Annotated in this window: 23 protein-coding genes; 17 read left to right on the forward strand and 6 right to left on the reverse strand. The window is 68.5% G+C overall.

The features are described from left to right. Positions 1 to 373 precede the first annotated feature (373 nt). Entirely contained in the window at positions 374 to 1513 is a 1140-nt protein-coding gene (gene pbpG, locus ABFO07_RS08030) for a D-alanyl-D-alanine endopeptidase (RefSeq protein WP_059567534.1), read from the forward strand. Between the two features lie 109 nt (positions 1514 to 1622). Here pbpG and ABFO07_RS08035 read toward each other — a convergent pair whose 3' ends face one another. Further along, positions 1623 to 2432 carry an IclR family transcriptional regulator gene (locus ABFO07_RS08035; RefSeq protein ID WP_059567532.1) on the reverse strand — a complete coding sequence of 270 codons (810 nt, stop codon included), beginning with the start codon at positions 2430 to 2432 and terminating at the stop codon, positions 1623 to 1625. Positions 2433 to 2615: 183 nt separating this feature from the next. Between ABFO07_RS08035 and ABFO07_RS08040 the strand changes: the two genes are divergently transcribed. The 12 genes from ABFO07_RS08040 to iscX all read left to right on the forward strand — a co-directional run bounded on the left by ABFO07_RS08040 (position 2616) and on the right by iscX (position 11737). Beyond that, complete coding sequence (locus ABFO07_RS08040) at positions 2616 to 3338, forward strand: (Fe-S)-binding protein (RefSeq protein ID WP_347468616.1); 723 nt, start codon at positions 2616 to 2618, stop codon at positions 3336 to 3338. Between the two features lie 35 nt (positions 3339 to 3373). Further along, positions 3374 to 4786: a lactate utilization protein B gene (locus tag ABFO07_RS08045; protein ID WP_059567527.1), complete on the forward strand. Its 1413-nt coding sequence runs from the start codon at positions 3374 to 3376 to the stop codon at positions 4784 to 4786. Between the two features lie 137 nt (positions 4787 to 4923). Beyond that, a complete protein-coding gene (locus ABFO07_RS08050) occupies positions 4924 to 5151 on the forward strand; it encodes a hypothetical protein (protein ID WP_034177994.1) in 228 nt (75 codons plus the stop codon). 102 nt (positions 5152 to 5253) lie between these two features. Then, positions 5254 to 5736, forward strand: coding sequence for a low molecular weight protein-tyrosine-phosphatase (locus tag ABFO07_RS08055; protein WP_059890357.1), 483 nt, complete (start codon positions 5254 to 5256; stop codon positions 5734 to 5736). 119 nt (positions 5737 to 5855) lie between these two features. After that, positions 5856 to 6395, forward strand: a complete 540-nt coding sequence (gene iscR, locus ABFO07_RS08060) for a Fe-S cluster assembly transcriptional regulator IscR (RefSeq protein ID WP_059890355.1) — start codon at positions 5856 to 5858, stop codon at positions 6393 to 6395. 67 nt (positions 6396 to 6462) lie between these two features. Beyond that, positions 6463 to 7686 carry an IscS subfamily cysteine desulfurase gene (locus tag ABFO07_RS08065; protein WP_026044603.1) on the forward strand — a complete coding sequence of 408 codons (1224 nt, stop codon included), beginning with the start codon at positions 6463 to 6465 and terminating at the stop codon, positions 7684 to 7686. A 56-nt stretch (positions 7687 to 7742) separates the two neighbouring features. Continuing rightward, complete coding sequence (gene iscU / locus ABFO07_RS08070) at positions 7743 to 8150, forward strand: Fe-S cluster assembly scaffold IscU (RefSeq protein ID WP_059567523.1); 408 nt, start codon at positions 7743 to 7745, stop codon at positions 8148 to 8150. A gap of 65 nt (positions 8151 to 8215) precedes the next feature. Continuing rightward, a complete protein-coding gene (gene iscA / locus ABFO07_RS08075; RefSeq protein WP_011549461.1) occupies positions 8216 to 8539 on the forward strand; it encodes an iron-sulfur cluster assembly protein IscA in 324 nt (107 codons plus the stop codon). Positions 8540 to 8630: 91 nt separating this feature from the next. Then, complete coding sequence (hscB, locus tag ABFO07_RS08080; protein ID WP_017331805.1) at positions 8631 to 9158, forward strand: Fe-S protein assembly co-chaperone HscB; 528 nt, start codon at positions 8631 to 8633, stop codon at positions 9156 to 9158. Positions 9159 to 9213: 55 nt separating this feature from the next. Next, on the forward strand, positions 9214 to 11082 hold the full coding sequence (hscA, locus tag ABFO07_RS08085) for a Fe-S protein assembly chaperone HscA (protein ID WP_060363625.1): 1869 nt from the start codon (positions 9214 to 9216) through the stop codon (positions 11080 to 11082). 87 nt (positions 11083 to 11169) lie between these two features. Then, positions 11170 to 11511, forward strand: a complete 342-nt coding sequence (fdx, locus tag ABFO07_RS08090) for an ISC system 2Fe-2S type ferredoxin (RefSeq protein ID WP_059567711.1) — start codon at positions 11170 to 11172, stop codon at positions 11509 to 11511. Positions 11512 to 11527: 16 nt separating this feature from the next. After that, positions 11528 to 11737: a Fe-S cluster assembly protein IscX gene (gene iscX / locus ABFO07_RS08095; protein WP_059567520.1), complete on the forward strand. Its 210-nt coding sequence runs from the start codon at positions 11528 to 11530 to the stop codon at positions 11735 to 11737. A gap of 119 nt (positions 11738 to 11856) precedes the next feature. Here iscX and ABFO07_RS08100 read toward each other — a convergent pair whose 3' ends face one another. The 5 genes from ABFO07_RS08100 to ABFO07_RS08120 form a co-directional block, all read right to left on the reverse strand. Further along, entirely contained in the window at positions 11857 to 12606 is a 750-nt protein-coding gene (locus ABFO07_RS08100) for a glycine zipper 2TM domain-containing protein (RefSeq protein ID WP_059567519.1), read from the reverse strand. 308 nt (positions 12607 to 12914) lie between these two features. After that, on the reverse strand, positions 12915 to 14441 hold the full coding sequence (gene lysS, locus ABFO07_RS08105; RefSeq protein ID WP_347468617.1) for a lysine--tRNA ligase: 1527 nt from the start codon (positions 14439 to 14441) through the stop codon (positions 12915 to 12917). 83 nt (positions 14442 to 14524) lie between these two features. Further along, positions 14525 to 15629 (reverse strand): peptide chain release factor 2 gene (prfB, locus tag ABFO07_RS08110; protein ID WP_124483289.1). Its coding sequence is split into 2 segments (ribosomal slippage): positions 14525 to 15547 and positions 15549 to 15629, totalling 1104 coding nucleotides; the frame shifts between segments, so codons are not numbered across the junction. Positions 15630 to 15779: 150 nt separating this feature from the next. Then, positions 15780 to 17477 carry a single-stranded-DNA-specific exonuclease RecJ gene (gene recJ, locus ABFO07_RS08115; protein ID WP_059809702.1) on the reverse strand — a complete coding sequence of 566 codons (1698 nt, stop codon included), beginning with the start codon at positions 17475 to 17477 and terminating at the stop codon, positions 15780 to 15782. A 14-nt stretch (positions 17478 to 17491) separates the two neighbouring features. Continuing rightward, on the reverse strand, positions 17492 to 18556 hold the full coding sequence (locus tag ABFO07_RS08120) for a regulator (protein WP_150999048.1): 1065 nt from the start codon (positions 18554 to 18556) through the stop codon (positions 17492 to 17494). A 150-nt stretch (positions 18557 to 18706) separates the two neighbouring features. Here ABFO07_RS08120 and ABFO07_RS08125 point away from each other — a divergent pair, with 150 nt between their 5' ends. The 4 genes from ABFO07_RS08125 to ABFO07_RS08140 are packed head-to-tail and all read left to right on the forward strand — an operon-like array spanning position 18707 to position 24086. Next, on the forward strand, positions 18707 to 19960 hold the full coding sequence (locus ABFO07_RS08125; protein ID WP_059567512.1) for a lipoprotein-releasing ABC transporter permease subunit: 1254 nt from the start codon (positions 18707 to 18709) through the stop codon (positions 19958 to 19960). Beyond that, entirely contained in the window at positions 19953 to 20711 is a 759-nt protein-coding gene (gene lolD / locus ABFO07_RS08130; protein ID WP_081059765.1) for a lipoprotein-releasing ABC transporter ATP-binding protein LolD, read from the forward strand. The genes ABFO07_RS08125 and lolD overlap by 8 nt, the downstream gene beginning before the upstream one ends. A gap of 54 nt (positions 20712 to 20765) precedes the next feature. After that, a complete protein-coding gene (locus tag ABFO07_RS08135; RefSeq protein WP_059879055.1) occupies positions 20766 to 21554 on the forward strand; it encodes a TatD family hydrolase in 789 nt (262 codons plus the stop codon). A gap of 57 nt (positions 21555 to 21611) precedes the next feature. Continuing rightward, positions 21612 to 24086: a DNA internalization-related competence protein ComEC/Rec2 gene (locus ABFO07_RS08140; protein ID WP_347468618.1), complete on the forward strand. Its 2475-nt coding sequence runs from the start codon at positions 21612 to 21614 to the stop codon at positions 24084 to 24086. The last annotated feature ends 68 nt before the right edge of the window (positions 24087 to 24154 follow it).

Consider the following 24154-nt stretch of genomic DNA (forward strand, 5'->3'; position numbering starts at 1 on the left):
ACAGGGGGGTGGAACGTTGTGATCATGTTCTTGTCGAAAAGCGCGCCGTTCCGACGCGACTGCGGCGATGTGCCTTCGCCGTGACGCGGAACGCGCGCCGCAGCCGCTCCGAGCGCCGGATACGTAGTTTCCCCGCTTTAAATCGCCCTGAAAGTGACGTTATCTCAATTAACCGCGTGGTAATCGGGAGACGAGCACTGTGGGGCTGTGCCTCCGTCATGATTTTTTTCGATGGGGGCAGGGGAGTCGATCGAGCGAATGTTCGGCGACGCTTACAATCCGGTTTAAAGACGATCGGTAAGTGCCTAATATTGCTTATTTTTTCAGCCTTAACTACACTTGCGGAAACCTCCCCCGCTTTGTCCAGACCCCAATGAAAGCCGAATCGTTTTCACCGCGCAGAATGTTGCAGAGCATGGCGCTCGGCACAGCGGTGTCGGTTGCCGTCGCCTTGTTCGCGGCCACCGCCACCGTTGCGCCCGCTGACGCCTTTGCCGCCACTGCGAAGTCCCAACAAGCCGCCAAGAAGAAAGCGACTGCTTCGTCGTCCGCGAAGAAGTCGGTGAAATCGGCGTCCGCCAACGCCGAGGCGCCGCGTGCCAAGTCCGCGCGCAAGCGCGCGACGCTCGCCGCGAACGTGCGCGGCCACCATGGCGCCGTGCGCCGGGTCGCGTTCCAGCCGCGCCAGCCGTCTGTCGGCCAGGCATTCGGCCTGCACGACACGCCCGATGCGCTCGCGCTGCGTTCGAGCGTCGCGTATGTCGTCGACCAGAACACCGGCGAGCCGCTGTTCGACAAGAATTCGCATGCCGTCGTGCCGATCGCGTCGATCACCAAGCTGATGACGGCGATGGTCGTGCTCGACTCGAAGCTGCCGCTGACCGACCAGATCGAAGTCACCGACGAAGACCGCGACTACGAGAAGGGCACGGGCTCGCGCCTGTCGGTCGGCTCGGTGCTGTCGCGCGAGGACATGCTGCACATCGCGCTGATGGCGTCGGAGAACCGCGCGGCGGCGTCGATGTCGCGCTACTACCCGGGCGGCCGTCCGGCGTTCATCGCGGCGATGAACGCGAAGGCGAAGACGCTCGGCATGACCGACACGCACTTCGAGAATTCGACCGGGCTGTCGAGCCAGAACGTGTCGAGCGCGCGCGACCTCGTGAAGATGGTCAACGCGGCGTACCAGTATCCGATGATCCGCAAGTTCTCGACCGATCGCAGCTACGAGGTGTACACGGGCAAGCGGAACCTGGCCTACAACAGCACGAACGCGCTGATCCGCGGCAACAATACGTGGGACATCGGCCTGCAGAAGACCGGCTTCATCAACGAGGCGGGCGAATGCCTCGTGATGCAGGCGACGATCCACAACCGTCCGATGGTCATCGTGCTGCTCGATTCGTACGGCAAGTACTCGCGCTTCGCGGATGCCGCGCGGCTGCGCAACTGGCTCGACAACGGCGGCGGCGAGCGCCTGACGGCGGCCAATGCGCCGAACGGCGGCACCTGATCCGGTTCAGCGGCGGTGCGCCGTCGCCGGGCCGAAGTCAGCGCCCATGCCAACAAAAAGCCCCGCAATCGCGGGGCTTTTTTCGTCCGGCGGACCGTGCCGCGGCGGCTCAGGCCTGGCGCTGCAGGCCGTCCAGTTCCTTCGTGTTCTCCGGCCGGTAGCCGAGCGATTCCGAAATCGTCAGCGCGGTGCGGCTCAGCTGGCCGAGCCACGCGTCCTGCAGCCGGTCGGCCGGCGCCGACAGCGACAGGCCCGCGACGAGCTTGCCCGAGTCGTCGTAGATGCCGGCCGCGATGCAGCGCACGCCGAGCTCAAGTTCCTCGTTGTCGCGCGCGCACGACTGCTGGCGCACGATCGTCAGCTCGCGCTCGAGCTTCGCGATGTCGGTGATGCTGTTCTGCGTGTGGCCCGCGAGCCCCGTGCGCGTCGCATACGCGCGCACCCGCGACGTCTCGTCGGCCGCGAGGAACAGCTTGCCGACCGACGTCAGGTGCAGCGGCGCGCGGCCGCCGATCGCGCGCACGACCTGCATCCCGGAGCGCTCCGAATACGCGCGCTCGATATAGACGATCTCGTCGCCCTGTCGCACCGACAGGTTCACGGTCTGCCCGGTGAGGCGATGCAGCTCGCGCATCGGCATCAGCGCCGCGTCGCGCACCGACAGGCGCGCCTTCACGAGGTTGCCGAGTTCGAGCAGCCGCATGCCGAGCCGGTACGTGCCCGGATCGGAGCGGTCGACGAGGCGGCAGGTCACCATGTCGTTGAGGATGCGGTGCGCGGTAGACGGGTGCAGCTCGGTGCGCTGCGCCAGCTCCTTCAGGCTCACGGGGTCGCTGTGCTCGGCGAGTGCATCCAGCAGCCTCATCATGCGTTCGATCACCTGGATCGACGTTTTGGAATCCGGGGTCGGGTTGGTCATGTCGGGGGGAATCGGTTGATGCGGCAAGCGCTATTGCGACGATTGTATCTCGTATCGTGAAAAAAGCGAACGGCGTTCGAGGAAGTCCTCGCATCCGTTTCCGGCGGGTTGCCCGCGTGCGCCGGCGTTGGTCTTGCCGGGCAAACGGCGGATAATGAGAGCCGTTTTCTCGAAGGAGCGCCTATGCGAGTCGGTTTGTTCGTGACCTGTCTGGTCGATCTGATGCGTCCCGAGATCGGTTTTTCCGCGCTCAAGCTGATCCGCGACGCGGGTTTCGAGGTGATCGTGCCGCCCGCGCAAACCTGCTGCGGCCAGCCGGCCTACAACTCGGGCGATCGCGCGCTCGCACGCGACCTCGCCGAAAAGACGCTGCGCGAGTTCGAGCAGTTCGACTACGTCGTCGCGCCGTCGGGGTCGTGCGGCGGCATGATCCGCGCGCACTACGGCAACCTGTTCCGCGACGATCCTGAAATGATGGGGCGTTTCTCGCGGTTCCAGCAGAAGGTCTACGAGCTGACCGACTTCCTCGCGACCGTCGCGAAGGTCACGCTCGAGCGGGGCGAATTCGCGGGCCCGGTCACGTACCACGATTCGTGCTCGGGGCTGCGCGAGCTCGGCGTGAAGGCGCAGCCGCGCGCGCTGCTCGCGCAGCGCGGCGTCGCGGTGGCCGAGATGAAGGATTGCGAGCACTGCTGCGGCTTCGGCGGCACGTTCGCGGTCAAGTACGGCGACATCTCCGCAGCGATCGCCGACGAGAAATGCGCGAATGTGCGCGCATCGGGCGCGGGCGCCGTCGTGCTCGGCGATCTCGGCTGCATGCTGAACATCGAAGGGCGGTTGCGCCGCACCGGCGACCGCGACACGCGCGTGCTGCACATCGCGCAGGTGCTGGCGGGCGACGTCTGACGCCCGGTTCCGCTCACATTTCCCCCGATACCGCGATGCAAGTCCAATCGATGCATTTCAAGGCGCGCGCCGGCCAGAAGCTCGCCGACCAGCGCCTGCAGCAGAACCTGAAGAAGCTGTCGGCGAAGTTCGTATCCGCGCGCGCCGACGCGATCACGCAGATCGACTTCCCGGCGACGCGCGCCGCGCTCAAGGCGCGCCGCAACCGCGCGCTCGAGAACCTCGACGTGTGGCTCGAGGCGTTCGAGCGCGAGGCGGCGCGGCGCGGCACGACCGTGCTGTTCGCGGAATCGACGGCCGACGCCGCGCGGCTCGTCGCCGACATCGCGCGCCGCCACGACGTGAAGAAGGTCATCAAGACCAAGTCGATGGTGTCCGAGGAAATGCGCCTGAACGCGGTGCTCGGCGAGATGGGCGTGCAGTCGATCGAGACGGATCTCGGCGAGTACATCCTGCAGATCAACGACAACGAGCCGCCGAGCCACATCATTGCGCCCGTCGTGCACAAGGACAAGGACGAGATCGCCGACCTGTTCGCGCGCACCCACCATCGCGAGCGGCTGACCGAGATCCCGGAGATGACGCGCGAGGCCCGCGAGGTGCTGCGCCCGCATTTCCTGTCGGCGGACATGGGCGTGACGGGCGGCAACTTCGTGATCGCCGAGACGGGCTCGGTCGTGCTCGTGACGAACGAGGGCAACGAGGGGATGTGCACGGTGATGCCGCGCGTGCACGTCGCGGTGACCGGCATCGAGAAGGTGCTGCCGACGCTCGAGGATCTCTCGACCGCGATGCGCCTGCTGCCGCGCTCGGCGACCGGCCAGAAGACGTCGAACTATTTCTCGCTGCTGACCGGCCCGCGCGGGCCGGGCGACGAGGACGGCCCGGAGCACATGTACGTGGTGCTCGTCGACGGCGGCCGCACGGGCCTGATCGGCGGCGAGTTCCAGGAGATGCTGCGCTGCATCCGCTGCGGCGCGTGCATGAACCATTGCCCGGTCTACCAGAAGGTCGGCGGCCATACGTATGGCTGGGTCTATCCGGGGCCGATGGGCTCGGTGCTGACGCCGAGCTACGTCGGCCTCGAGCGCACGCTCGACCTGCCGCAGGCGGCGACGCTGTGCGGCGAGTGCGACAGCGTGTGTCCGGTCGGCATCCCGCTGTCGCACCTGCTGCGCACGCTGCGCGAGAAGCAGGTCGAACGGCACCTGCGGCCGTGGCGCGAACGCGCGGCGCTCGCCGCGTGGGGCTTCGTCGCGCGCCGCCCGACGCTCTATGCGCTGACGACGAAGCTGATGGTGCGCATCCTCGAGCGGCTCGGCGGCGGCGGGGGGATGCTGCGGCGCCTGCCGATGATGGGCGGCTGGATGGATACGCGCGACCTGCCGGTGCCGACGGGCCGCACGTTCCGCGAGCTCTACGCGGCGTCGCGCAGCCATCTCGGCTGAACGTCGCGCGACTGTTCATCCGGCCGCAACACTGAGTTCGCTATTTGCGTATTTATCCTGATAGATGCGATCTATAGAATCTGCCCTGTAGTCCCCGGGAGTGGGTTTCCGGGGCATCAGGTCAAGGAGGTCGCATCATGAAAAAGAGAATATCGATGTACTGGCCGTTGGCGATCGTGGTGCCGCTTGCGGCTGCCGCGTATCTGCATGCCGTCGGCGCCGCGCCGTCGCGGGGGCCGCTCGAGGTCGACCAGGCATCGGCCGAACTGGCGCGCACCGTGTCGTTCGGGCTCGTCGGCGACGCGGCGCGGCCGCTGCCTGCCGCAGCCGGCGACGTCGTGCTCGCCGCGCCGAAGGCGCTGTAGCGCAGTTTGCCGTCGCGTTGCGCGGCGGCGAGATTCCGGGCGCCTTTGTATAATGGCGCCTTCCCCCGATTGCGCGGCTCGCCGCGGTGTTCCGGTAGTGCGATGACCCGCGTTGCGATCTGTTTCGTCTGTCTCGGCAACATCTGCCGTTCTCCCACCGCCGAGGGCGTGATGCGCCATCAGGTGGAGGCCGCCGGGCTGGCCGACCGGATCGACGTCGATTCGGCCGGCACCGGCGACTGGCATGTCGGCGAGGCACCCGACAGCCGGGCGCAGGCAGCCGCGCGCACGCGCGGCTACGACCTGTCGGCGCTGCGGGCACGGCAGGTGAGCGGGGCGGATTTCGAGCGCTTCGACCTGCTGCTCGCGATGGATGGCGCGAATTTCGCGGAACTGCGCCGCCGTTGCCCCGCCGAGCATCGCGACAAGGTGCGGCTGCTGATGGAGTTCGCGCCCGGAGCGGCGGAATCCGAAGTCGCCGACCCTTATTTCGGCGGCGCGCAGGGCTTCGAGCAGGTGCTCGACCAATGCGAGGCCGCGTGCCGCGGCCTGCTCGATACGCTGCGCCGGCGCGTGCCGCGCTGACGTTCCGAGGTTTTCGTTAGCCGCTTCGCGAATACCCTGTCAGAGACATGGATACTTGACTAAAATCGTCAAATATTTATACTTGACCAAAATCGTCAAGATTGCGGTCCCCTTACACCATGAGACTCACCACCAAAGGTCGTTTCGCCGTTACAGCGATGATTGACTTGGCACTGCGCCAGGAGCAGGGCCCGGTGACGCTTGCAGGCATCAGCCAGCGCCAGCGGATTTCGCTCTCGTACCTCGAACAGCTGTTCGGCAAGCTGCGCAGGCATGAAATCGTCGAGTCCGTGCGCGGGCCGGGCGGCGGCTACAACCTCGCGCGCCGCGCGCAGGACGTCACCGTTGCCGACATCATCATTGCCGTCGACGAACCGCTCGACGCGACGCAGTGCGGCGGCAAGGGCACGTGCGACGGCTCGAAGCAGCCCGACGGCCACTGCATGACGCACGAGCTGTGGGCGACCCTCAATCAGAAAATGGTCGAATACCTCGATTCGGTGTCGCTGCAGGATCTCGTCGATCAGCAGCGCACGCGCGAAGGCGCGCCCGCGGTGCTGCGCGACCGGCGCTCGCCGGAGCCCGTCGCCGCGCCCGCCGAGCCGGTGCGCACGATGCCGCTCGGCCCGAATTCGGTGTTCAACATCGCGAGCTCGTGACCGCGAACGCGGCCCGCCGATACCCTACAACGCACAACGTCCCTGCACAGAATACCCGGAGCGACAGATGACCCAAGAGACTCTCCACCTGCCCATCTACATGGATTACAGCGCGACGACGCCGGTTGACCCGCGCGTGGTCGACAAGATGGTGCCGTATCTGCGCGAGCAGTTCGGCAACCCGGCGTCGCGCAGTCACGCGTACGGCTGGGATGCGGAGCGTGCCGTCGAAGAGGCGCGCGAACAGGTGGCCGCACTCGTGAACGCCGATCCGCGCGAGATCATCTGGACTTCCGGCGCGACCGAATCGGACAACCTCGCGATCAAGGGCGCCGCGAACTTCTACAAGGGCAAGGGCAAGCACATCATCACGGTGAAGACCGAGCACAAGGCCGTGCTCGACACCTGCCGCGAGCTCGAGCGCGACGGCTTCGAAGTCACGTACCTGGACGTGAAGGACAACGGCCTGGTCGATCTCGACGCGTTCAAGGCGGCGCTTCGCCCGGACACGATCCTCGTGTCGGTGATGCACGTCAACAACGAGATCGGCGTGATCCAGGACATCGAGTCGATCGGCGAGATCTGCCGTGAGAAGGGCATCGTGTTCCACGTCGATGCGGCGCAATCGACCGGCAAGGTCGAGATCGACCTCGCAAAGCTGAAGGTCGACCTGATGTCGTTCTCGGCGCACAAGACCTACGGCCCGAAGGGCATCGGCGCGCTGTACGTGCGCCGCAAGCCGCGCGTGCGCATCGAGGCGCAGATGCACGGCGGCGGCCACGAGCGCGGCATGCGCTCGGGCACGCTGCCGACGCACCAGATCGTCGGCATGGGCGAAGCGTTCCGCATCGCCAAGGCGGAAATGGCGACCGAGAACGAGCGCATCCGCATGCTGCGCGACAAGCTGCTGCGCGGCCTGTCGCAGATCGAGGAAACGTACGTGAACGGTGACATGGAGCACCGCATTCCGCACAACCTGAACATCAGCTTCAACTTCGTCGAAGGCGAGTCGCTGATCATGGCGATCAAGGACGTCGCGGTGTCGTCGGGCTCCGCGTGCACGTCGGCGTCGCTGGAGCCGTCGTACGTGCTGCGTGCGCTCGGCCGCAACGACGAACTCGCGCACAGCTCGATCCGCTTCACGGTCGGCCGCTTCACGACGGAGCAGGAGGTGGACTACGTGGTCAATCTGCTGAACAGCAAGATCGCGAAGCTGCGCGAACTGTCGCCGCTTTGGGAAATGCACCAGGAAGGCATCGATCTGTCGACGATCGAATGGGCCGCGCACTAAACACATCCGCGGGCGGATTGGCGCACGCAGACGCAACGAGTCAAGGAGTCTGAGTCATGTCTTACAGCAACAAGGTTCTGGATCACTACGAAAACCCGCGCAACGTCGGCTCGTTCGCGAAGGACGACGACGCAGTCGGCACCGGCATGGTCGGCGCGCCGGCCTGCGGCGACGTGATGAAGCTGCAGATCCGCGTGGGCGCGGACGGCGTGATCGAAGACGCAAAGTTCAAGACCTACGGTTGCGGCTCGGCGATCGCGTCGAGCTCGCTCGTGACCGAGTGGGTGAAGGGCAAGACGCTCGACGAGGCGCTCGCCATCAAGAACACGCAGATCGCCGAAGAGCTGGCGCTGCCGCCGGTGAAGATCCACTGCTCGATCCTCGCGGAAGATGCGATCAAGGCGGCGGTGGCCGACTACAAGAAGCGCCACGACGGCGCGGAAGGCGATCAGGCAGCGGCCTGAGCGGGCATCGAGCGACTTAGCTGGAGCGCGGCGCATCGCGATCGATGCGCCGCGGCAAGGACATCATGGCAATTACACTGACCGAAAAAGCAGCACAGCACGTCCAGAAGTACCTGGTCCGGCGCGGCAAGGGGGTGGGCCTGCGGCTCGGCGTTCGCACGACCGGGTGCTCCGGCCTTGCGTACAAGCTCGAGTATGTCGATGACCTCGCGCCCGAGGATCAGGTGTTCGAAAGCCATGGCGTGAAGGTCGTCGTCGATCCGAAGAGCCTCGCGTACATCGACGGCACCGAACTGGATTTCGCGCGCGAAGGCCTGAACGAGGGGTTCAAGTTCAACAACCCCAACGTGAAGGACGAATGCGGCTGCGGCGAATCGTTCCGCGTGTGACGGGTTCCGCGCGATGCGGGCAAGAGGCGGCACAGGCCGCCTTTTTAATGCGCGGCGTTCGCCGCGCGACGAATTGGGATTGAACGCGACGATGGTCTCGCTGAAAGACAGCCACTTCGACCTGTTCCACCTGCCGGCGCAATTCGCGCTCGACGACGCGGCGCTCGACACCGCGTACCGAGCTGTGCAGACGCAGGTGCATCCGGACCGCTTCGCGGCGGCCGGCGACGCGCAGAAGCGCATCGCGATGCAATGGGCGACCCGTGCGAACGAGGCATACCGGACGCTGCGCGATCCGCTGAAGCGGGCGACCTACCTGTTGTCGCTGCGCGGCGTGGACATCGGCGCGGAGAACAACACCGCGATGGAGCCGGCGTTCCTGATGCAGCAGATGGAGTGGCGCGAAGGCATCGAGGATGCCGCCGCGGCGCGCAACGTCGATGCGCTCGACGCGCTGCTGGCCGAACTGCGCGACGAGAAGCGCGCGCGGCTCGCGCGCCTCGGCACGCTGCTCGACAGCGGCGCCGACCAGGCCGCCGCCGAGGCGGTGCGCCAGCTGATGTTCATCGAGCGGGTCGCGTCGGAAGTGAGCGCGCAGATCGAGCGTCTCGAACATTAACCGCGTGCCTCGCGGCATGCGCAGCAAACGGGCGTGAGCGCCCGAACGAACCAAGATGGCTTTACTGCAAATTTCCGAACCGGGCATGGCGCCGGCGCCGCACCAGCGGCGGCTTGCCGTCGGGATCGACCTCGGCACGACGAACTCGCTCGTCGCGGCCGTGCGCAACAGCGTGCCGGAAGTGCTGCCGGACGACGCAGGCCGCGTGCTGCTGCCGTCGGTGGTGCGTTACCTGGAGAGGGGCGGCCGCCGCATCGGCCACGAAGCGAAGGAACAGGCCGCAACCGATCCGCTCAACACGATCGTGTCGGTCAAGCGCTTCATGGGCCGCGGCAAGGCCGAGGTCGAAGGCGCGGCGAATGCGCCGTACGAATTCGTCGACGCGCCGGGCATGGTGCAGATCCGCACCGTCGACGGCGTGAAGAGCCCGGTCGAGGTGTCGGCCGAGATCCTCGCGACGCTGCGCCAGCGCGCCGAAGATACGCTCGGCGACGACCTGGTCGGCGCGGTGATCACGGTGCCGGCCTATTTCGACGACGCGCAGCGCCAGGCGACCAAGGACGCCGCGCGGCTCGCCGGCCTGAATGTGCTGCGTCTCCTGAACGAGCCGACCGCGGCGGCGATCGCCTACGGCCTCGACAATGCGGCGGAAGGCCTGTACGCCGTCTATGACCTCGGTGGCGGCACGTTCGACCTGTCGATCCTGAAACTGACGAAGGGCGTGTTCGAAGTGCTCGCCGCAGGCGGCGATTCGGCGCTCGGCGGCGACGATTTCGATCACGCGCTGTTCGGCCATGTGCTCGCGCAGGCCGGCATCGACGCGAATACGCTCGCGCCCGAAGACGTGCGCCTGCTGCTCGACCGCGTGCGTGTGCTGAAGGAAGCGCTGTCGGCGGCGCCGCAGGCGTCGCTCGACGTCACGCTGTCGACCGGCGCGACGCTTGCGCAGACGGTCACGCACGACACCTTCGCCGCGCTGGTCGAGCCGCTCGTGCAGCGCACGCTGACGCCGACCCGCAAGGCGCTGCGCGACGCGCAGGTGGCGCCGGCCGACATCAAGGGCGTGGTGCTGGTCGGTGGCGCGACGCGCATGCCGGTGATCCGCGACGCCGTTGCGAAGCATTTCGGCCAGCCGCCGCTCGTCAATCTGGATCCGGACCAGGTGGTCGCGCTCGGCGCGGCGATCCAGGCCGACCTGCTGGCCGGCAACCGCGGCGGCGGAGACGACTGGCTGCTGCTCGACGTGATCCCGCTGTCGCTCGGCGTCGAAACGATGGGCGGCCTCGTCGAGAAGATCATCCCGCGCAATTCGACGATTCCGATCGCGCGCGCGCAGGAATTCACGACCTTCAAGGACGGCCAGACCGCGATGGCGATCCACGTCGTGCAGGGCGAGCGCGAGCTCGTCGCCGACTGCCGGTCGCTCGCGCGCTTCGAGCTGCGCGGCATCCCGCCGATGGTGGCGGGCGCGGCGCGCATCCGCGTGACCTATCAGGTGGATGCGGACGGCCTGCTGTCCGTGTTCGCGCGCGAGCAGCACTCGGGCGTCGAGGCGTCGGTCGTCGTGAAGCCGTCGTACGGCCTCGCCGACGACGACATCGCGAAGATGCTCGAGGACAGCTTCAAGACTGCCGAGGTCGACATGCGCGCGCGTGCACTGCGCGAGGCGCAGGTCGAGGCCGAGCGGATGCTCGAGGCGACGGACGCGGCGCTCGCCGCCGACGGCGAACTGCTCGATGCGGCGGAGCGCGCGCAGGTCGATGCGAGCGTCGCGGCGCTGCGCACGGTCGCGCAGGGCGACGACACGGACGCAATCGAGGCGGCGACCAAGGCGCTGGCCGAAGGCACCGACGAATTCGCCGCACGCCGGATGGACAAGAGCATCAAGCGCGCGCTGGCAGGCCGCCGGCTCGACGAGATCTGAGCGAACGACTTGCATGCCGGCCGATTGCGGCCGGCGTTATGATGAATCGTGCGGTGCAGCCTGCCGCACCTGACTGACGGAACGGACATGCCTCAACTGGTAGTGCTGCCTCACGTCGAACTGTGCCCGGAAGGCGCGGTGATCGACGCGACGCCCGGCAAGAGTATTTGCGACAACCTGCTCGACCACGGCATCGAGATCGAGCACGCATGCGAGAAGTCGTGCGCCTGCACGACGTGCCACGTAGTGATCCGCGAGGGCTTCAACGACCTGACGCCGTCCGAGGAGGACGAGGACGATCTGCTGGACAAGGCGTGGGGCCTCGAGCCGACGTCGCGCCTGTCGTGCCAGGCGATCGTGAAGGAAGATTCGGACCTGGTGGTCGAGATTCCGAAGTACTCGATCAACCATGCGAAGGAAAATCACTGACCGAGGAGGGCAGGCGATGAAATGGACCGATTCGCGCGAGATCGCGATCGCGCTGGCGGAAAAGCATCCCGACATCGATCCGCAGCGGATCAACTTCGTCGATCTGCGTCAGTGGGTGCTCGAACTCGACGGGTTCAGCGACGACCCGAAGCATTCCGGCGAGAAGATCCTCGAAGCGATCCAGGCGCACTGGATCGACGAATCCGACTTCGACGACGAAGACTGAACGGCGCGCGCCGCATCGTGCGCGCGGCCCCGGCAAGAAAAACGGCTCGTGAGCGATCACGAGCCGTTTTTCGTTGCTTCGTCACGCTGCCCGCGCATCACGCGCGTGCAGCGGATCGGTCACGCGCCGACCAGCGTCCCGTTCTCGATCCGCACGCGCTGGCCCTGACCGAACGGCGGCGGGTTGTGATACGTGAACGTGCGCGTCGTGCCGTTTTCCATCTGCACTTGCACCTGGTAGTCGGTTTCCGCGCGCACCTGCTTCTCGACCTGGTTGCCGGCGAGGCCGCCGCCCAGCGCGCCGAGCACCGTCATCGCGGTACGGCCGTTGCCGTGACCGAACTGGTTGCCGAGCAGGCCGCCTGCCGCCGCGCCGCCGACTGCGCCGATACCCGTGCTCTGGCCGGGCGTGCGCGTCTGATTGATCGCGACGACCGTGCCGCAGGTCTGGCAGTAGGACGGGGACGGCTGTTGAGCGTAACCGCCACCTTGCTGCGCATACTGAGGCGGCTGCGGTGCGGTCGACGCGTGGCGGCGATGGTGCGTGGGTGCCGGACGCGGTGCGGGTTGCGGCTGGGCCTGGGCGACCGGCTGCTGCTGTTGCTGCTGCAGGGCTTGCTGGGCCGCGATCTGCTGTGCTTGCGCGGCGCGAGCGGCGCTGGCTGCCGCCGCCGTGTCGATGGCCGGTTGCGACGCGATCAGCGCGGCCTGGGTCTGGCCGTTCTGCTCGTTGTTGCCGGTAGCCTTCGGGAACACGCCCGTGATGGCGGCGGTCGCCGCGAGGCTCGCGACGATGACGGCACCCGCCGCGGTGGCGATGAGCGGGTGGAGGCGTTGCTTTTGCGGCGTGGTCTGGTTCGGGTTGTCCATTTTTTGCTCTCCTATGTCGACCGGAGTGGGCGCCTCGGCGCTTGTGTCGGTCCCATGCAAAGCTCGCACGCGATCGTGCGTTTATTTTGCAAAGGCAGTGTCGTCCAGGCGCGAGCGAGCCGCCGTATCAAGTTGTAACGATTCGCAGCGGGAAAACGTCCGTCGGCACCGGGAAAACCCAGGAGAGGTCGAATCGGCGAGGAGATAAAACGGGGGAGGATCGGTTGCCGGCGAGTGCCGGCAGGCAGGATTTACGCGCGGTTACAAAGCTGTCGCCTGCGCGCCGCAGGGCGCGCAGGCGAAGCGGGTCAGTCTTCGCGGCGAAGGTGGGGGAACAGCAGCACGTCGCGGATCGTCGGGCTGTCGGTCAGCAGCATCACGAGACGGTCGATGCCGATCCCGCAGCCGCCTGTCGGAGGCATCCCGTATTCGAGCGCGCGGATGTAGTCGGCGTCGAAGAACATCGCTTCCTCGTCGCCCGCATCCTTTTGCTCGACCTGCTTCTTGAAGCGCGCGGCCTGGTCTTCCGGATCGTTCAGCTCGGAGAAGCCGTTCGCGATTTCGCGGCCGGTCATGAACAGCTCGAAGCGCTCGGTGATGCCCGGCACCGTGTCCGAGGCGCGTGCGAGCGGCGACACCTCGACCGGGTAGTCGATGATGTAGGTCGGCTCCCACAGCTGCGCTTCGGCGGTTTCCTCGAACAGCGCGAGCTGCAGTGCGCCGATGCCCGCGTTCAGGAACGCCGGCTGCATGACGTCGACGCCGAGGCGCTTCAGTTCGCTGCGCAGGTACGCGTCGTCCGACAGCTGGCCGTCGGTGTACTGCGGCGCGTACTTCTGGATCGCCTGCGTGATCGTCAGGCGGTGGAACGGCTTCGCGAGGTCGAGCTCGCGCCCCTGATACTGGATCGTCGCGGTGCCGAGCGCGTCGATCGCCGCCTGGCGGATCAGCTGCTCGGTGAAGTCCATCAGCCAGCGGTAATCGGTGTACGCGGCGTAGAACTCCATCATCGTGAATTCCGGATTGTGGCGCGGCGACACGCCCTCGTTACGGAAATTCCGGTTGATTTCGAACACGCGCTCGAAGCCGCCGACGATCAGCCGCTTCAGGTACAGCTCCGGCGCGATGCGCAGGAACATCTGCATGTCGAGCGCGTTGTGGTGCGTGACGAACGGCTTCGCGGCCGCGCCGCCCGGGATCGGGTGCAGCATCGGCGTCTCGACTTCCATGAAGTCGGCGTTGCTCATGAAATTGCGGATCGACGTGATCGTCTTGGTGCGCGCGCGGAACGTGTCGCGCGTTTCCGGCGTGACGATCAGGTCGACGTAGCGCTGGCGGTAGCGCATTTCCTGGTCGGCGAGGCCGTGGAACTTGTCCGGCAGCGGGCGCAGCGCCTTCGACAGCAGGCGCAGCTCCTTGCACTGGACCGACAGCTCGCCCTTGTTGGTGCGGAACAGCACGCCGCGCGCCGCGACGATGTCGCCGAGATCCCACTTCTTGAACGCGTCGTAGGTTTCCGCGCCGACGTCGTTCGGCGTCACGAAGAACTGGATCTGGCCCGAACCGTCCTGCACCGTCGCGAAGCTCGCCTTGCCCATCACGCGCTTGAGCATCATGCGGCCGGCGACCGCCACCTCGACCGGGTTCGCTTCGAGCGCGGCCTTGTCCGAGTCGGCGAATTTAGCCTGCAGCTCGGCTGCGTGATGCGTCGGCTGGAAGTCGTTCGGATAGGCGACGCCTTGCTCGCGCAATGCGCGCAGCTTCTCGCGGCGCTCGGCGATGATCTGGTTTTCGTCCGCCGCGACGGCGGGCTGCGTTTGGGTCGATTCGGTCATGATGGTCGGAATTCGGGGTGGGTGCGGCAACGCAAACGGGGAGGGCAAGGGCGGCGCGGCCCGGGCAGGCCGCGCCGCGGCGTTTACACGCCCTGTTTGAGGCTCGCGCTGATGAAGTCGTCGAGATCGCCGTCGAGCACCGCTTTCGTGTTGCTCATTTCGACGTTCGTGCGCAGGTCCTTCACGCGGCTCTGGTCGAGCACGTACGAGCGGATCTGGTGGCCCCAGCCCACGTCGGTCTTGCTCGATTCGAGCTTGTCCTGCTCGGCCTGGCGCTTGCGCATCTCGGCTTCGTACAGGCGCGACTTCAGCATCGCCATGGCTTCCGCGCGGTTGCGGTGCTGCGAGCGGTCGTTCTGGCACTGCACGACGATGCCGGTCGGCATGTGCGTGATCCGCACCGCCGAGTCGGTCTTGTTGATGTGCTGGCCGCCCGCGCCCGATGCGCGGTACGTGTCGATGCGCAGGTCGGCCGGGTTGACCTCGACTTCGATCGAGTCGTCGATTTCCGGATACACGAACACCGACGAGAACGACGTGTGGCGGCCGCCCGACGAGTCGAACGGCGACTTGCGCACGAGGCGGTGGATGCCCGTTTCGGTGCGCAGGAAGCCGTATGCGTATTCGCCCGACACCTTGACCGTCGCGTTCTTGATGCCGGCGACGTCGCCGTCGGATTCTTCGAGCACCTCGGCCTTGAAGCCCTTGCGCTCGCAGTAGCGCAGGTACTGGCGCAGCAGCATCGACGCCCAGTCGCACGCCTCGGTGCCGCCGGCGCCGGCCTGGATGTCGATGAAGCAGTTGTTCGGGTCGGCCGGGTTCGAGAACATCCGGCGGAACTCGATGTCGCCCACGCGCGCCTCGAGCTTCGCGGCGTCTTCTTCCGATGCGACGAGGGTGTCTTCGTCGTTTTCCTCGCGGGCCATCTCGAACAGGTCGAGCGCATCGCGCAGGTCGCTATCGAGCGCCGTCAGCGTCGTGACGACGCCTTCGAGCAGCTTCTTTTCGCGGCCGAGCGCCTGGGCGTTCTTCGAATCGTTCCAGACGTTCGGGTCTTCGAGTTCCTTGTTGACTTCGGTCAGACGCGCAGCTTTGGCGTCGTAGTCAAAGATACCCCCGAAGCTCGCCCGCGCGGTTGCGCAGGTCGAGCAGGGAGCTTTCGATCGCGTTGAGACGTTCCGCTTCCATGATCGTTTCGCTTTTCGTGCTTCGTAAAAAAGCGGAATTATAGCTGATCGGGAGGGTCGGCCGGACGGCGGCTCGGGGTGCGTATGCGCGTTCGCGCCCCGCCGGGCCGGGCGGCGCGCATGTTCGCGCGCCTTCCCCGCCCGTCTTCCTTTATGCCGCTGCGTGCTCGACGATCAATTGCACGCGCGTGACGCCGTTCCACGTGTCGGCAACGAGGCGGTACGCGATGAGCGCGCTCGCCGGCAGCGGCTCGGTGTGGTTGAACCAGATCGCGTTGAAGCGCTGGCGGCCGCGCGCGAGCTGCAGCTTCAGGTGCTTTTCCTTCACGAGGCTCTGTGACACGACGTCGAATTCGCCGGAGAAAAGCGGGGCCGGAAAGCCCTGGCCCCAGACGGCCTCGTCGAGCAGCCCGACGAACTGCGGCGTGAAGTACGCATCCTCGAGCTCGCCGTCGGTCTCGATCACGCGGGCGAGCGCGTCGTCGGACAGCCATTCGCGCGCGACGGCCTCGAACGCGGCCGCGAAGCGCGGCACGTTCTCGGTGTCGAGCGTCAGGCCGGCCGCCATCGCATGGCCGCCGAACGCGACGATCAGGTCCGGCTCGCGCTTCGACACGAGGTCGAGCGCGTCGCGCAGGTGGAAACCGGGGATCGATCGACCGGAGCCCTTGACCCGCGTGCCTTGCTCGTCCGCGTGCGCGAACGTGAACGACGGGCGGTGGAATTTCTCCTTCAGGCGCCCGGCGACGATGCCGATCACGCCCTGATGCCATTCGGGGTTGAACAGGGTGATCGTGCACGCGTCGGCCGGATCGACGTCGGCGAGATCGGCGAGCGCCTGCTGCTGCATGCCGGCCTCGATCTCGCGGCGCTCGCGGTTCATCGTGTCGAGCTGCTGCGCGAGCTCCCACGCGCGGCCGACGTCGTCGGTGGTCAGGCACTCGATGCCGAGCGACATGTCCGACAGCCGGCCGGCCGCGTTCAGCCGCGGCCCGAGGCCGAAGCCGAGATCGAAGCCCGATGCGGTGCGCGCGTCGCGGGCGGCCGCGCGGAACAGCGCGGCGATGCCCGGCTGCATCCGGCCGTTGCGGATCCGCTGCAGCCCCTGCGCGACCAGCACGCGGTTGTTGCCGTCGAGCCGCACGACGTCGGCGACGGTGCCGAGCGCGACGAGGTCGAGCAGGCCGTCGAGGCGCGGCTCGGCTTCCTTGCTCGGGAACGCGCCGCGGCGGCGCAGCTCGGCGCGCAGCGCGAGCAGCACGTAGAACATCACGCCGACGCCGGCGATGTGCTTGCTCGGGAACGCGCAGCCCGGCTGGTTCGGGTTGACGATCGCGCGCGCGGCCGGCAGCGCGTCGCCGGGCAGGTGGTGGTCGGTCACGAGCACGTCGATGCCGCGCGCGTTCGCGGCTTCGACGCCCGCGACGCTGGCGATGCCGTTGTCGACCGTGATCAGCAGGTCGGGCTTGCGCGCGGCCGCCAGTTCGACGATCTCGGGCGTGAGGCCATAGCCGTACTCGAAGCGGTTCGGCACCAGGTAGTCGATCTGCGCGCCGAACATCCGCAGCCCGCGCACCGCGACCGCGCAGGCGGTCGCGCCGTCGCAGTCGTAGTCGGCGACGACGAGCAGGCGCCGCTTGTCGGCGATCGCGTCGGCGAGCAGCGCGGCCGCGTCGGCGCAGCCTTTCAGTTCGGTGGGCGGGACGAGCCGCGCGAGCGCGGTCTCGATGTCGGTCGGGGATTGCACGCCGCGCGCGGCATACAGGCGCGCGAGCACCGGGTGCAGGCCGTGGCGGGCAAGCGCCTCGGCGTCGGCGGGCGCGACGGAACGGGTAACGATGCGGGTCATGCTGGGTCGCTTCTTTATTCGAACAGGGACGCGATCGCGCGGCGGCGCCAGAACTTGCGCAGGTCGCCGCGCGTCGCGCGCAGGGTCGCGGAGCTGGTGTCGCCGCACAGCGTGAGCTCGACGCTCGCCAGCTCGCCGCGTTGCAGCGCGGCGAGGGCCGGCGCGAACCAGTCGCGTTCCAGCGCGGCCAGCGCGTCGTGCCAGCGTGCCCAGTCCTGTTCGATGAATGGGGTGGTGAGCGTCGACAGCTCGACAAGGGTCGTGCCGTCGGCGGGTGCGAGCGCGTCGAGCGCGGCGGGGGGCGCGCCGGTGTCGGCACGGGCCGCGCGGGCGAGGCCGAGCGCCGCCGGCGCCGCGGACAGCACGCGCGCGAACGGCTTGGCGACGGGCTTCAGCGTGCCCTGCGCGTGAAACCAGATCGAGTTGACGGCCGGCAGCCCGCGCGCCTCGCGGGCTTCGTTGACGGGATGCTGGAACCACGCCATCTGCACCTCGTTCTGCAGCTTCATCCACATCCGCGAGCGTTCGCCGGTGTGCGCCTCGTGCGGCAGCCAGATTTCGATGTTGCGGCCGCTCGCGCGCAGCGGCGCGGCGCCGGCCAGATGGCGCAGCTGCTCGCTCGACAGGTACCAGCGGGTCGGCCGGGGCGCTTCGAGCCGGACCCCGAGTTCCTCGATCAGCGGGCGGGCGACCGCGAGCAGCGCGGCTGCGTCGCCGTCGTCCAGCGCGAGCGCGGCCGGATCGACGAGCACGAGGTGGTCGTGCGCGATTTCGACGTGCACGGGCTCGACGCAGGCCCATGCGTGCTCGCCGGGCTCGCCGCCGTCGGCGAGCAGCATGTACGGGGCAAGCGGCGCCTCGTCGGCGGCGCTGCCCTGGGCCGCGCCGAACTGGCGGGCGAGCCAGCGCTCGTGCGGCAGCGTGCGCTGGAAGTCCTCGCCGGCCACGCGTTCGACGAGGCTCGCGCGCGACAGCAACTTTTCGAGCGCGGGGCTGTCCAGCGTGTGCAGGGACGAGGCCGCATCGGCCGCCGACGGCAGCGCGAACGGAACGAGAAAATGGAGGCGTCGGTCGTGCATGATGGTGCGCATTGTATGGCAAACTGCGCGCGTGATCGGGCGGGCCGACGGCCCGCTTGCGTCCGGCGGCGGTTTTCGTCCCCGCCCGGGCCGGGCGGCGACCGCCATCGCGGGCCGCTCCCCACGCCGCAACCAGCAGAAAGGATTCGCTTGAAACTTCCGTACGAATGGCAGATCGGCTGGCGCTATACGCGCGCCGGCAAACGCACGACCGGCAACGGCTTCATTTCCTTCATCGCCCTCGTCTCGATGCTCGGCATCGCGCTCGGCGTCGCGGCGCTGATCGTCGTGCTGTCGGTGATGAACGGCTTCCAGAAAGAGGTACGCGACCGGATGCTGTCGGTGCTCGCGCACGTCGAGGTGTTCTCGCCGACCGGCTCGATGCCGAACTGGCAGCTGACCGCGCAGGAGGCGCGCCGCAACCCGTCGGTGATCGGCGCGGCGCCGTACGTCGAGGCGCAGGCGCTGCTGACGCGCCAGGACGCGGTGAGCGGCGTGATGCTGCGCGGCATCGAGCCGACGCTCGAGCCGCAGGTGTCGGACATCGGCAAGGACATGAAGGCCGGCCGGCTCACCGCGCTCGCGCCCGGCCAGTTCGGCATCGTGCTCGGCGACGCGCTCGCCGGCAATCTCGGCGTGACGGTGGGCGACAAGATCACGCTCGTCGCGCCCGAAGGCACGATCACGCCGGCCGGCATGATGCCGCGGCTCAAGCAGTTCACGGTGGTCGGCATCTTCGAGTCCGGCCATTATGAATACGACAGCACGCTCGCGATGATCGATATCCGCGACGCGCAGGCGCTGTTCCGCCTGAGCGCGCCGACCGGCGTGCGGCTGCGGGTGACGGACATGCAGAAGGCGCCCGAGGTGGCGCTCGAGCTGTCGCGTTCGCTGTCGGGCAGCCTGTACATCCGCGACTGGACGCAGCAGAACAAGACCTGGTTCTCGGCCGTGCAGATCGAGAAGCGGATGATGTTCATCATCCTCACGCTGATCATCGCGGTGGCCGCGTTCAACCTCGTGTCGTCGCTCGTGATGACGGTGACCAACAAGCAGGCCGACATCGCGATCCTGCGCACCCTCGGCGCGCAGCCCGGCTCGATCATGAAGATCTTCGTCGTGCAGGGCGTGACGATCGGCTTCGTCGGCACCGCGACCGGCGTCGCGCTCGGCTGCCTGATCGCGTGGAGCATCCCGTGGCTGATCCCGATGATCGAGCATGCGTTCGGCGTGCAGTTCCTGCCGCCGTCGGTGTACTTCATCAGCGAACTGCCGTCCGAACTCGTCGCGAGCGACGTGATCAGGATCGGCCTGATCGCGTTCGCGCTGTCGGCCGTCGCGACGCTGTACCCGAGCTGGCGCGGCGCGAAGGTGAAGCCGGCGGAGGCGCTGCGCTATGAATGACCGCGCCGCCGCGTTCGCGGGTTCCACTCAACCACTCAACCAGGATTCGGCAGGTATGCAGGAATACGTGCTTCAGGCGCGCGGCATCACGAAGGCATTCGTGCAGGGCGGCTTCAACGTGCAGGTGCTCAACAACACCGAGCTGTCGGTGCGGCGCGGCGAGAAGCTCGCGGTCGTCGGCGCGTCGGGTTCCGGCAAGAGCACGCTGCTGCACGTGCTCGGCGGGCTCGACGAACCGAGCGCGGGGGAGGTGTCGCTGCTCGGCAAGCCGTTCACGCAGCTCGGCGAGCGCGAGCGCAACGACCTGCGCAATCGCGCGCTGGGCTTCGTCTATCAGTTCCATCACCTGCTGCCGGAATTCACCGCGCTCGACAACGTCGCGATGCCGCTGCGCATCCGCCGGATGACGACCGAGGCCGCGCGCGCCGAAGCGCAGGCGATGCTCGAGCGGGTCGGGCTCGGCGCGCGCGCGAAGCATCGTCCGGGCGAGCTGTCGGGCGGCGAGCGGCAGCGCGTCGCGATCGCGCGCGCGCTCGTGACGAAGCCCGCGTGCGTGCTCGCCGACGAGCCGACCGGCAACCTCGACGGCGGCACCGCCGATACGGTGTTCAACCTGATGCTCGAGCTGTCCGAGACGCTCGAAACGAGCTTCGTGATCGTCACGCACGATCCCGATCTCGCCGCGCGGTGCGACCGCACCATGCGGCTGCGCGACGGCGTGCTGCACGAAGAGCCGGCCGTGCCGGTCTGACGATAACCCTTGCCCCGGCGCAATCCGCGACGGGGCGCTCCGGTGAATGCCGACATGTGGATCGATACGCACTGCCATCTCGATGCCGCCGAATTCGACGCCGACCGTGACGCGGTCGCGCAGGCGGCGCGCGAAGCGGGCGTGTCGCGCATCGTGATCCCGAGCGTCGGACGCGACAACTTCGCGACGGTGCGCGAACTCGCGCAGCGTACGCCGGGGGCCGTCTATGCGCTCGGCATCCATCCGATGTACACGCCGCATGCGCGCGACGGCGACCTCGACCTGCTGCGCATGGAAATCGAGGCGAGCATCGACGATCCGCGCTTCGTCGCGATCGGCGAAATCGGGCTCGACTATTTCGTGCCGGGGCTCGACGAGGCGCTGCAGCAATTCTTCTACCAGGGCCAATTGAAGCTCGCGCGCGAGTTCGACCTGCCGGTGCTGTGCCACGTCCGCAAGTCGCAGGACCGCGTGCTCGCGGGGCTGCGCCGTTTCGGCGTGCGGCGCGGCATCGCCCATGCATTCAACGGCAGTTTCCAGCAGGCCGAAGCCTATCTCGCGCAGGGTTTGCATCTCGGCTTCGGCGGCAACGTCACGTTCGGGCGTGCGCTGCAGATCCGCCGGCTGGCGGCGCAGCTGCCCGTCGACGCGCTCGTCGTCGAGACGGATGCGCCCGACATCGCGCCCGAGTGGGCGTACAAATCCCGCAATACGCCGGACCAGGTGCCGCGCATCGGCGACGTGCTCGCCGAACTGCGCGGCATCGACGCGTCCGCGCTGGCCCTATCCACTTCGGCTAACGCGCGCGCCGCGCTGCCCCGTCTCGCGCTTTCGTCCGCATAATCGTTTCCCGCAGGCGCCGGTTTCGCGATGGCGCCGCCGGGTTGGCGAGGAGGCGGAATGCGCGTGTGGTGGGTGGCGTTCGCGCTCGGTGTCGTCGTGCTGCAGCGGCAGGCGGCGCTGCCGGGCGTCGCGGGATGGCTGGTGGGCACAGCCGCGCTGGCGGCGTTTGCGGTGGCGGGCATCGCGTGCGCGCGTCGCGCTCGGCGGACCCGCGCGACCGTGGCGGCCGGCTGGGCGCTGTGCGTGGCCGCCGCCTGCGTCGCGGGCTTCGGCTATGCGGCAGCGCGGGCCGAATGGCGGCTGCGCGACGGCCTGCCGGTCGAATGGGAAGGGCGCGACATCACGGTGACGGGCGTGGTCAAGGGGCTGCCGGCCGTCGGTGACGACGGCGCGCGGTTTCTGTTCGCGGTCGAATCGAACGACGCCGGGCTCGCCCGTTTCCCGCCGCTGATCCGGCTGTCGTGGCGCACATACGGCGCGCGCACGGCGCCGGCGGCCATCCCGGACGTGCGTGCCGCGCAGCGCTGGCGGCTGACGGTGCGGCTGAAGCGGCCGCATGGCGAGGCGAATCCCGGCGTGCGCGACGTCGAGGCGGCATGGCTCGGCGCGGGAATCCGCGCGCTCGGCTACGTGGCCGACTCGCGACGGGCGGCGTTGCTCGACGCGCGAGCGCGCGGCCTCCAGGCATCGATCGACCGGCTGCGCGACGGGTTGCGGGCGCGCATCGGCGCGACGCTCGGCGCGAATGCGCCGCACCGCGGCATCGTCGCCGCGCTCGCGATCGGCGATCAATCCGGCATCGGCGGCGACGACTGGCGCGTGCTGCGCGACACCGGCACCAGCCATCTCGTCGCCATCTCGGGCCTGCACGTCGGCATGGTCGGCGGCCTTGCGGGCGGGCTCGCGTCGGCGGTCTGGCGGCGTATCCGCTGGCGGCGGCACGCGGCCGCGCTCGTCGTGCCCGCGCCTTACGTCGCCGCGCTCGCGGCATTGGCGGGGGCGCTCGGGTACGCCGCGCTCGCCGGCTTCAACGTGCCGGCGCAGCGTGCGTGGTGGATGATCGCGGCCGGTGGCGCCGCGTATCTGGCGGGGCGCAGCGTGCCGGCGTCATCGGTGCTGTGCGCGGCGCTCGGCGGAGTGCTGCTGGCCGATCCCTGGGCGGTGCTGTCGGCCGGCTTCTGGCTGTCGTTCGGCGCGGTCGCCGTCATCCTGCTGGCGGTTGCGGGCTGGCGCGCGGTGCACGCGAGCGGCGCCGCGCCGGCCGACGGCGGGCTCCGCGAGCGCCTGCGCGCCGCGTGCCTGCGCGGCGCCCGGCGCGTGATGGAAGCATCGCGCGTGCAGTATGCGGTGACGATCGGGCTCGCGCCGTTGACGGTTGCGTGGTTCGCGCAGGTTTCCGTGTCGGGGCCGCTCGCCAACGCGTTCGCGATTCCGTGGGTCGGCAGCGTCGTGACGCCGGTCGTGCTGGCCGGCATCGCGCTGCCGGCGCCGCTCGACGCGTACGCTTTCCGGCTCGCGCATGCGGCGCTCGAACCGATGATGGCGGCGCTCGCCTGGCTGGCCGGCTGGCCGCGAAGCGTGCTCTGGCTGCCGGTGCCGGATTGGCCGGTGCTGCTGCTCGCATGCGCGGGCGTCGTATGGGCGCTGCTGCCGCGCGGCTTTCCGCTGCGCTGGGCGGCGCCGCTCACGTGGCTGCCGCTCGTCGCGCCGGCGCCGGACCGGCCGCCGGAAGGCGGCTTCCGGCTGACCGTGCTCGATGTCGGGCAGGGTGAGTCGGTGCTGGTCGAGACCGCGCGCCGAACCCTGCTGTTCGACGCGGGACCGGGGCCGGAATCGACCCATGCCGGCGAGCGGATCGTCGTACCGTTCCTGCGTGCCCGCGGTCTCCATACGCTCGATACGCTGATGTTGAGCCATGCGGATGCCGATCATGCCGGCGGCGCCGCCGCGGTCCAGGCGGCCATCGACGTGCGCCAGCTGCTGGGCGGCATGCCGGCCGGCAACCGGCTGTGGCGCGACGCGCGGGCGGCCGGCGTCGCGAGCCTCGTGCCGTGCGCGGCGGGGCAGCGCTGGCACTGGGACGGTGTGACGTTTACGGTGCTCTGGCCGGAAGGCGGCCCCAACGGCGGCGCGACGAACGCGCAGTCGTGCGTGCTGCGCGTCGACGCGGGCGGCACGTCCGCGCTGCTGACGGGCGACATCGACGCGCGCGTCGAGCGCCGGCTGATCGCCGCGGATCGCGACGCGCTCGCCGCGCAGATCCTGATCGTCCCGCACCACGGCAGCCGCTCGTCGTCGACCGAGCCTTTCCTCGACTCGGTCGGGCCGCTCGCCGCGGCTTTTCCTGTAGGCTATCGCAATCGTTTCGGGCATCCGCACCCGACCGTCCTCGCGCGCTACGCGGGGCGCGGAATTCCGTTGCCGCGCACCGATCGCGACGGCGCGGTGCGGTTCGACGTCGCGCCGGCGGAAGGTGGCTTCGGGCTCGAACGTCACCGCGATGCGCAGCGCCGCTACTGGATGGACCGGTGACGCGCGCCGCGGGACGATAGCCATACGGAAGGGCCCGGAGCCCGCGCTGCGGCGCTGGCGCCGGCCGA

It is taken from the genome of Burkholderia stagnalis (genome assembly GCF_039848545.1).
GTDB classification, from domain to species: domain Bacteria; phylum Pseudomonadota; class Gammaproteobacteria; order Burkholderiales; family Burkholderiaceae; genus Burkholderia; species Burkholderia stagnalis.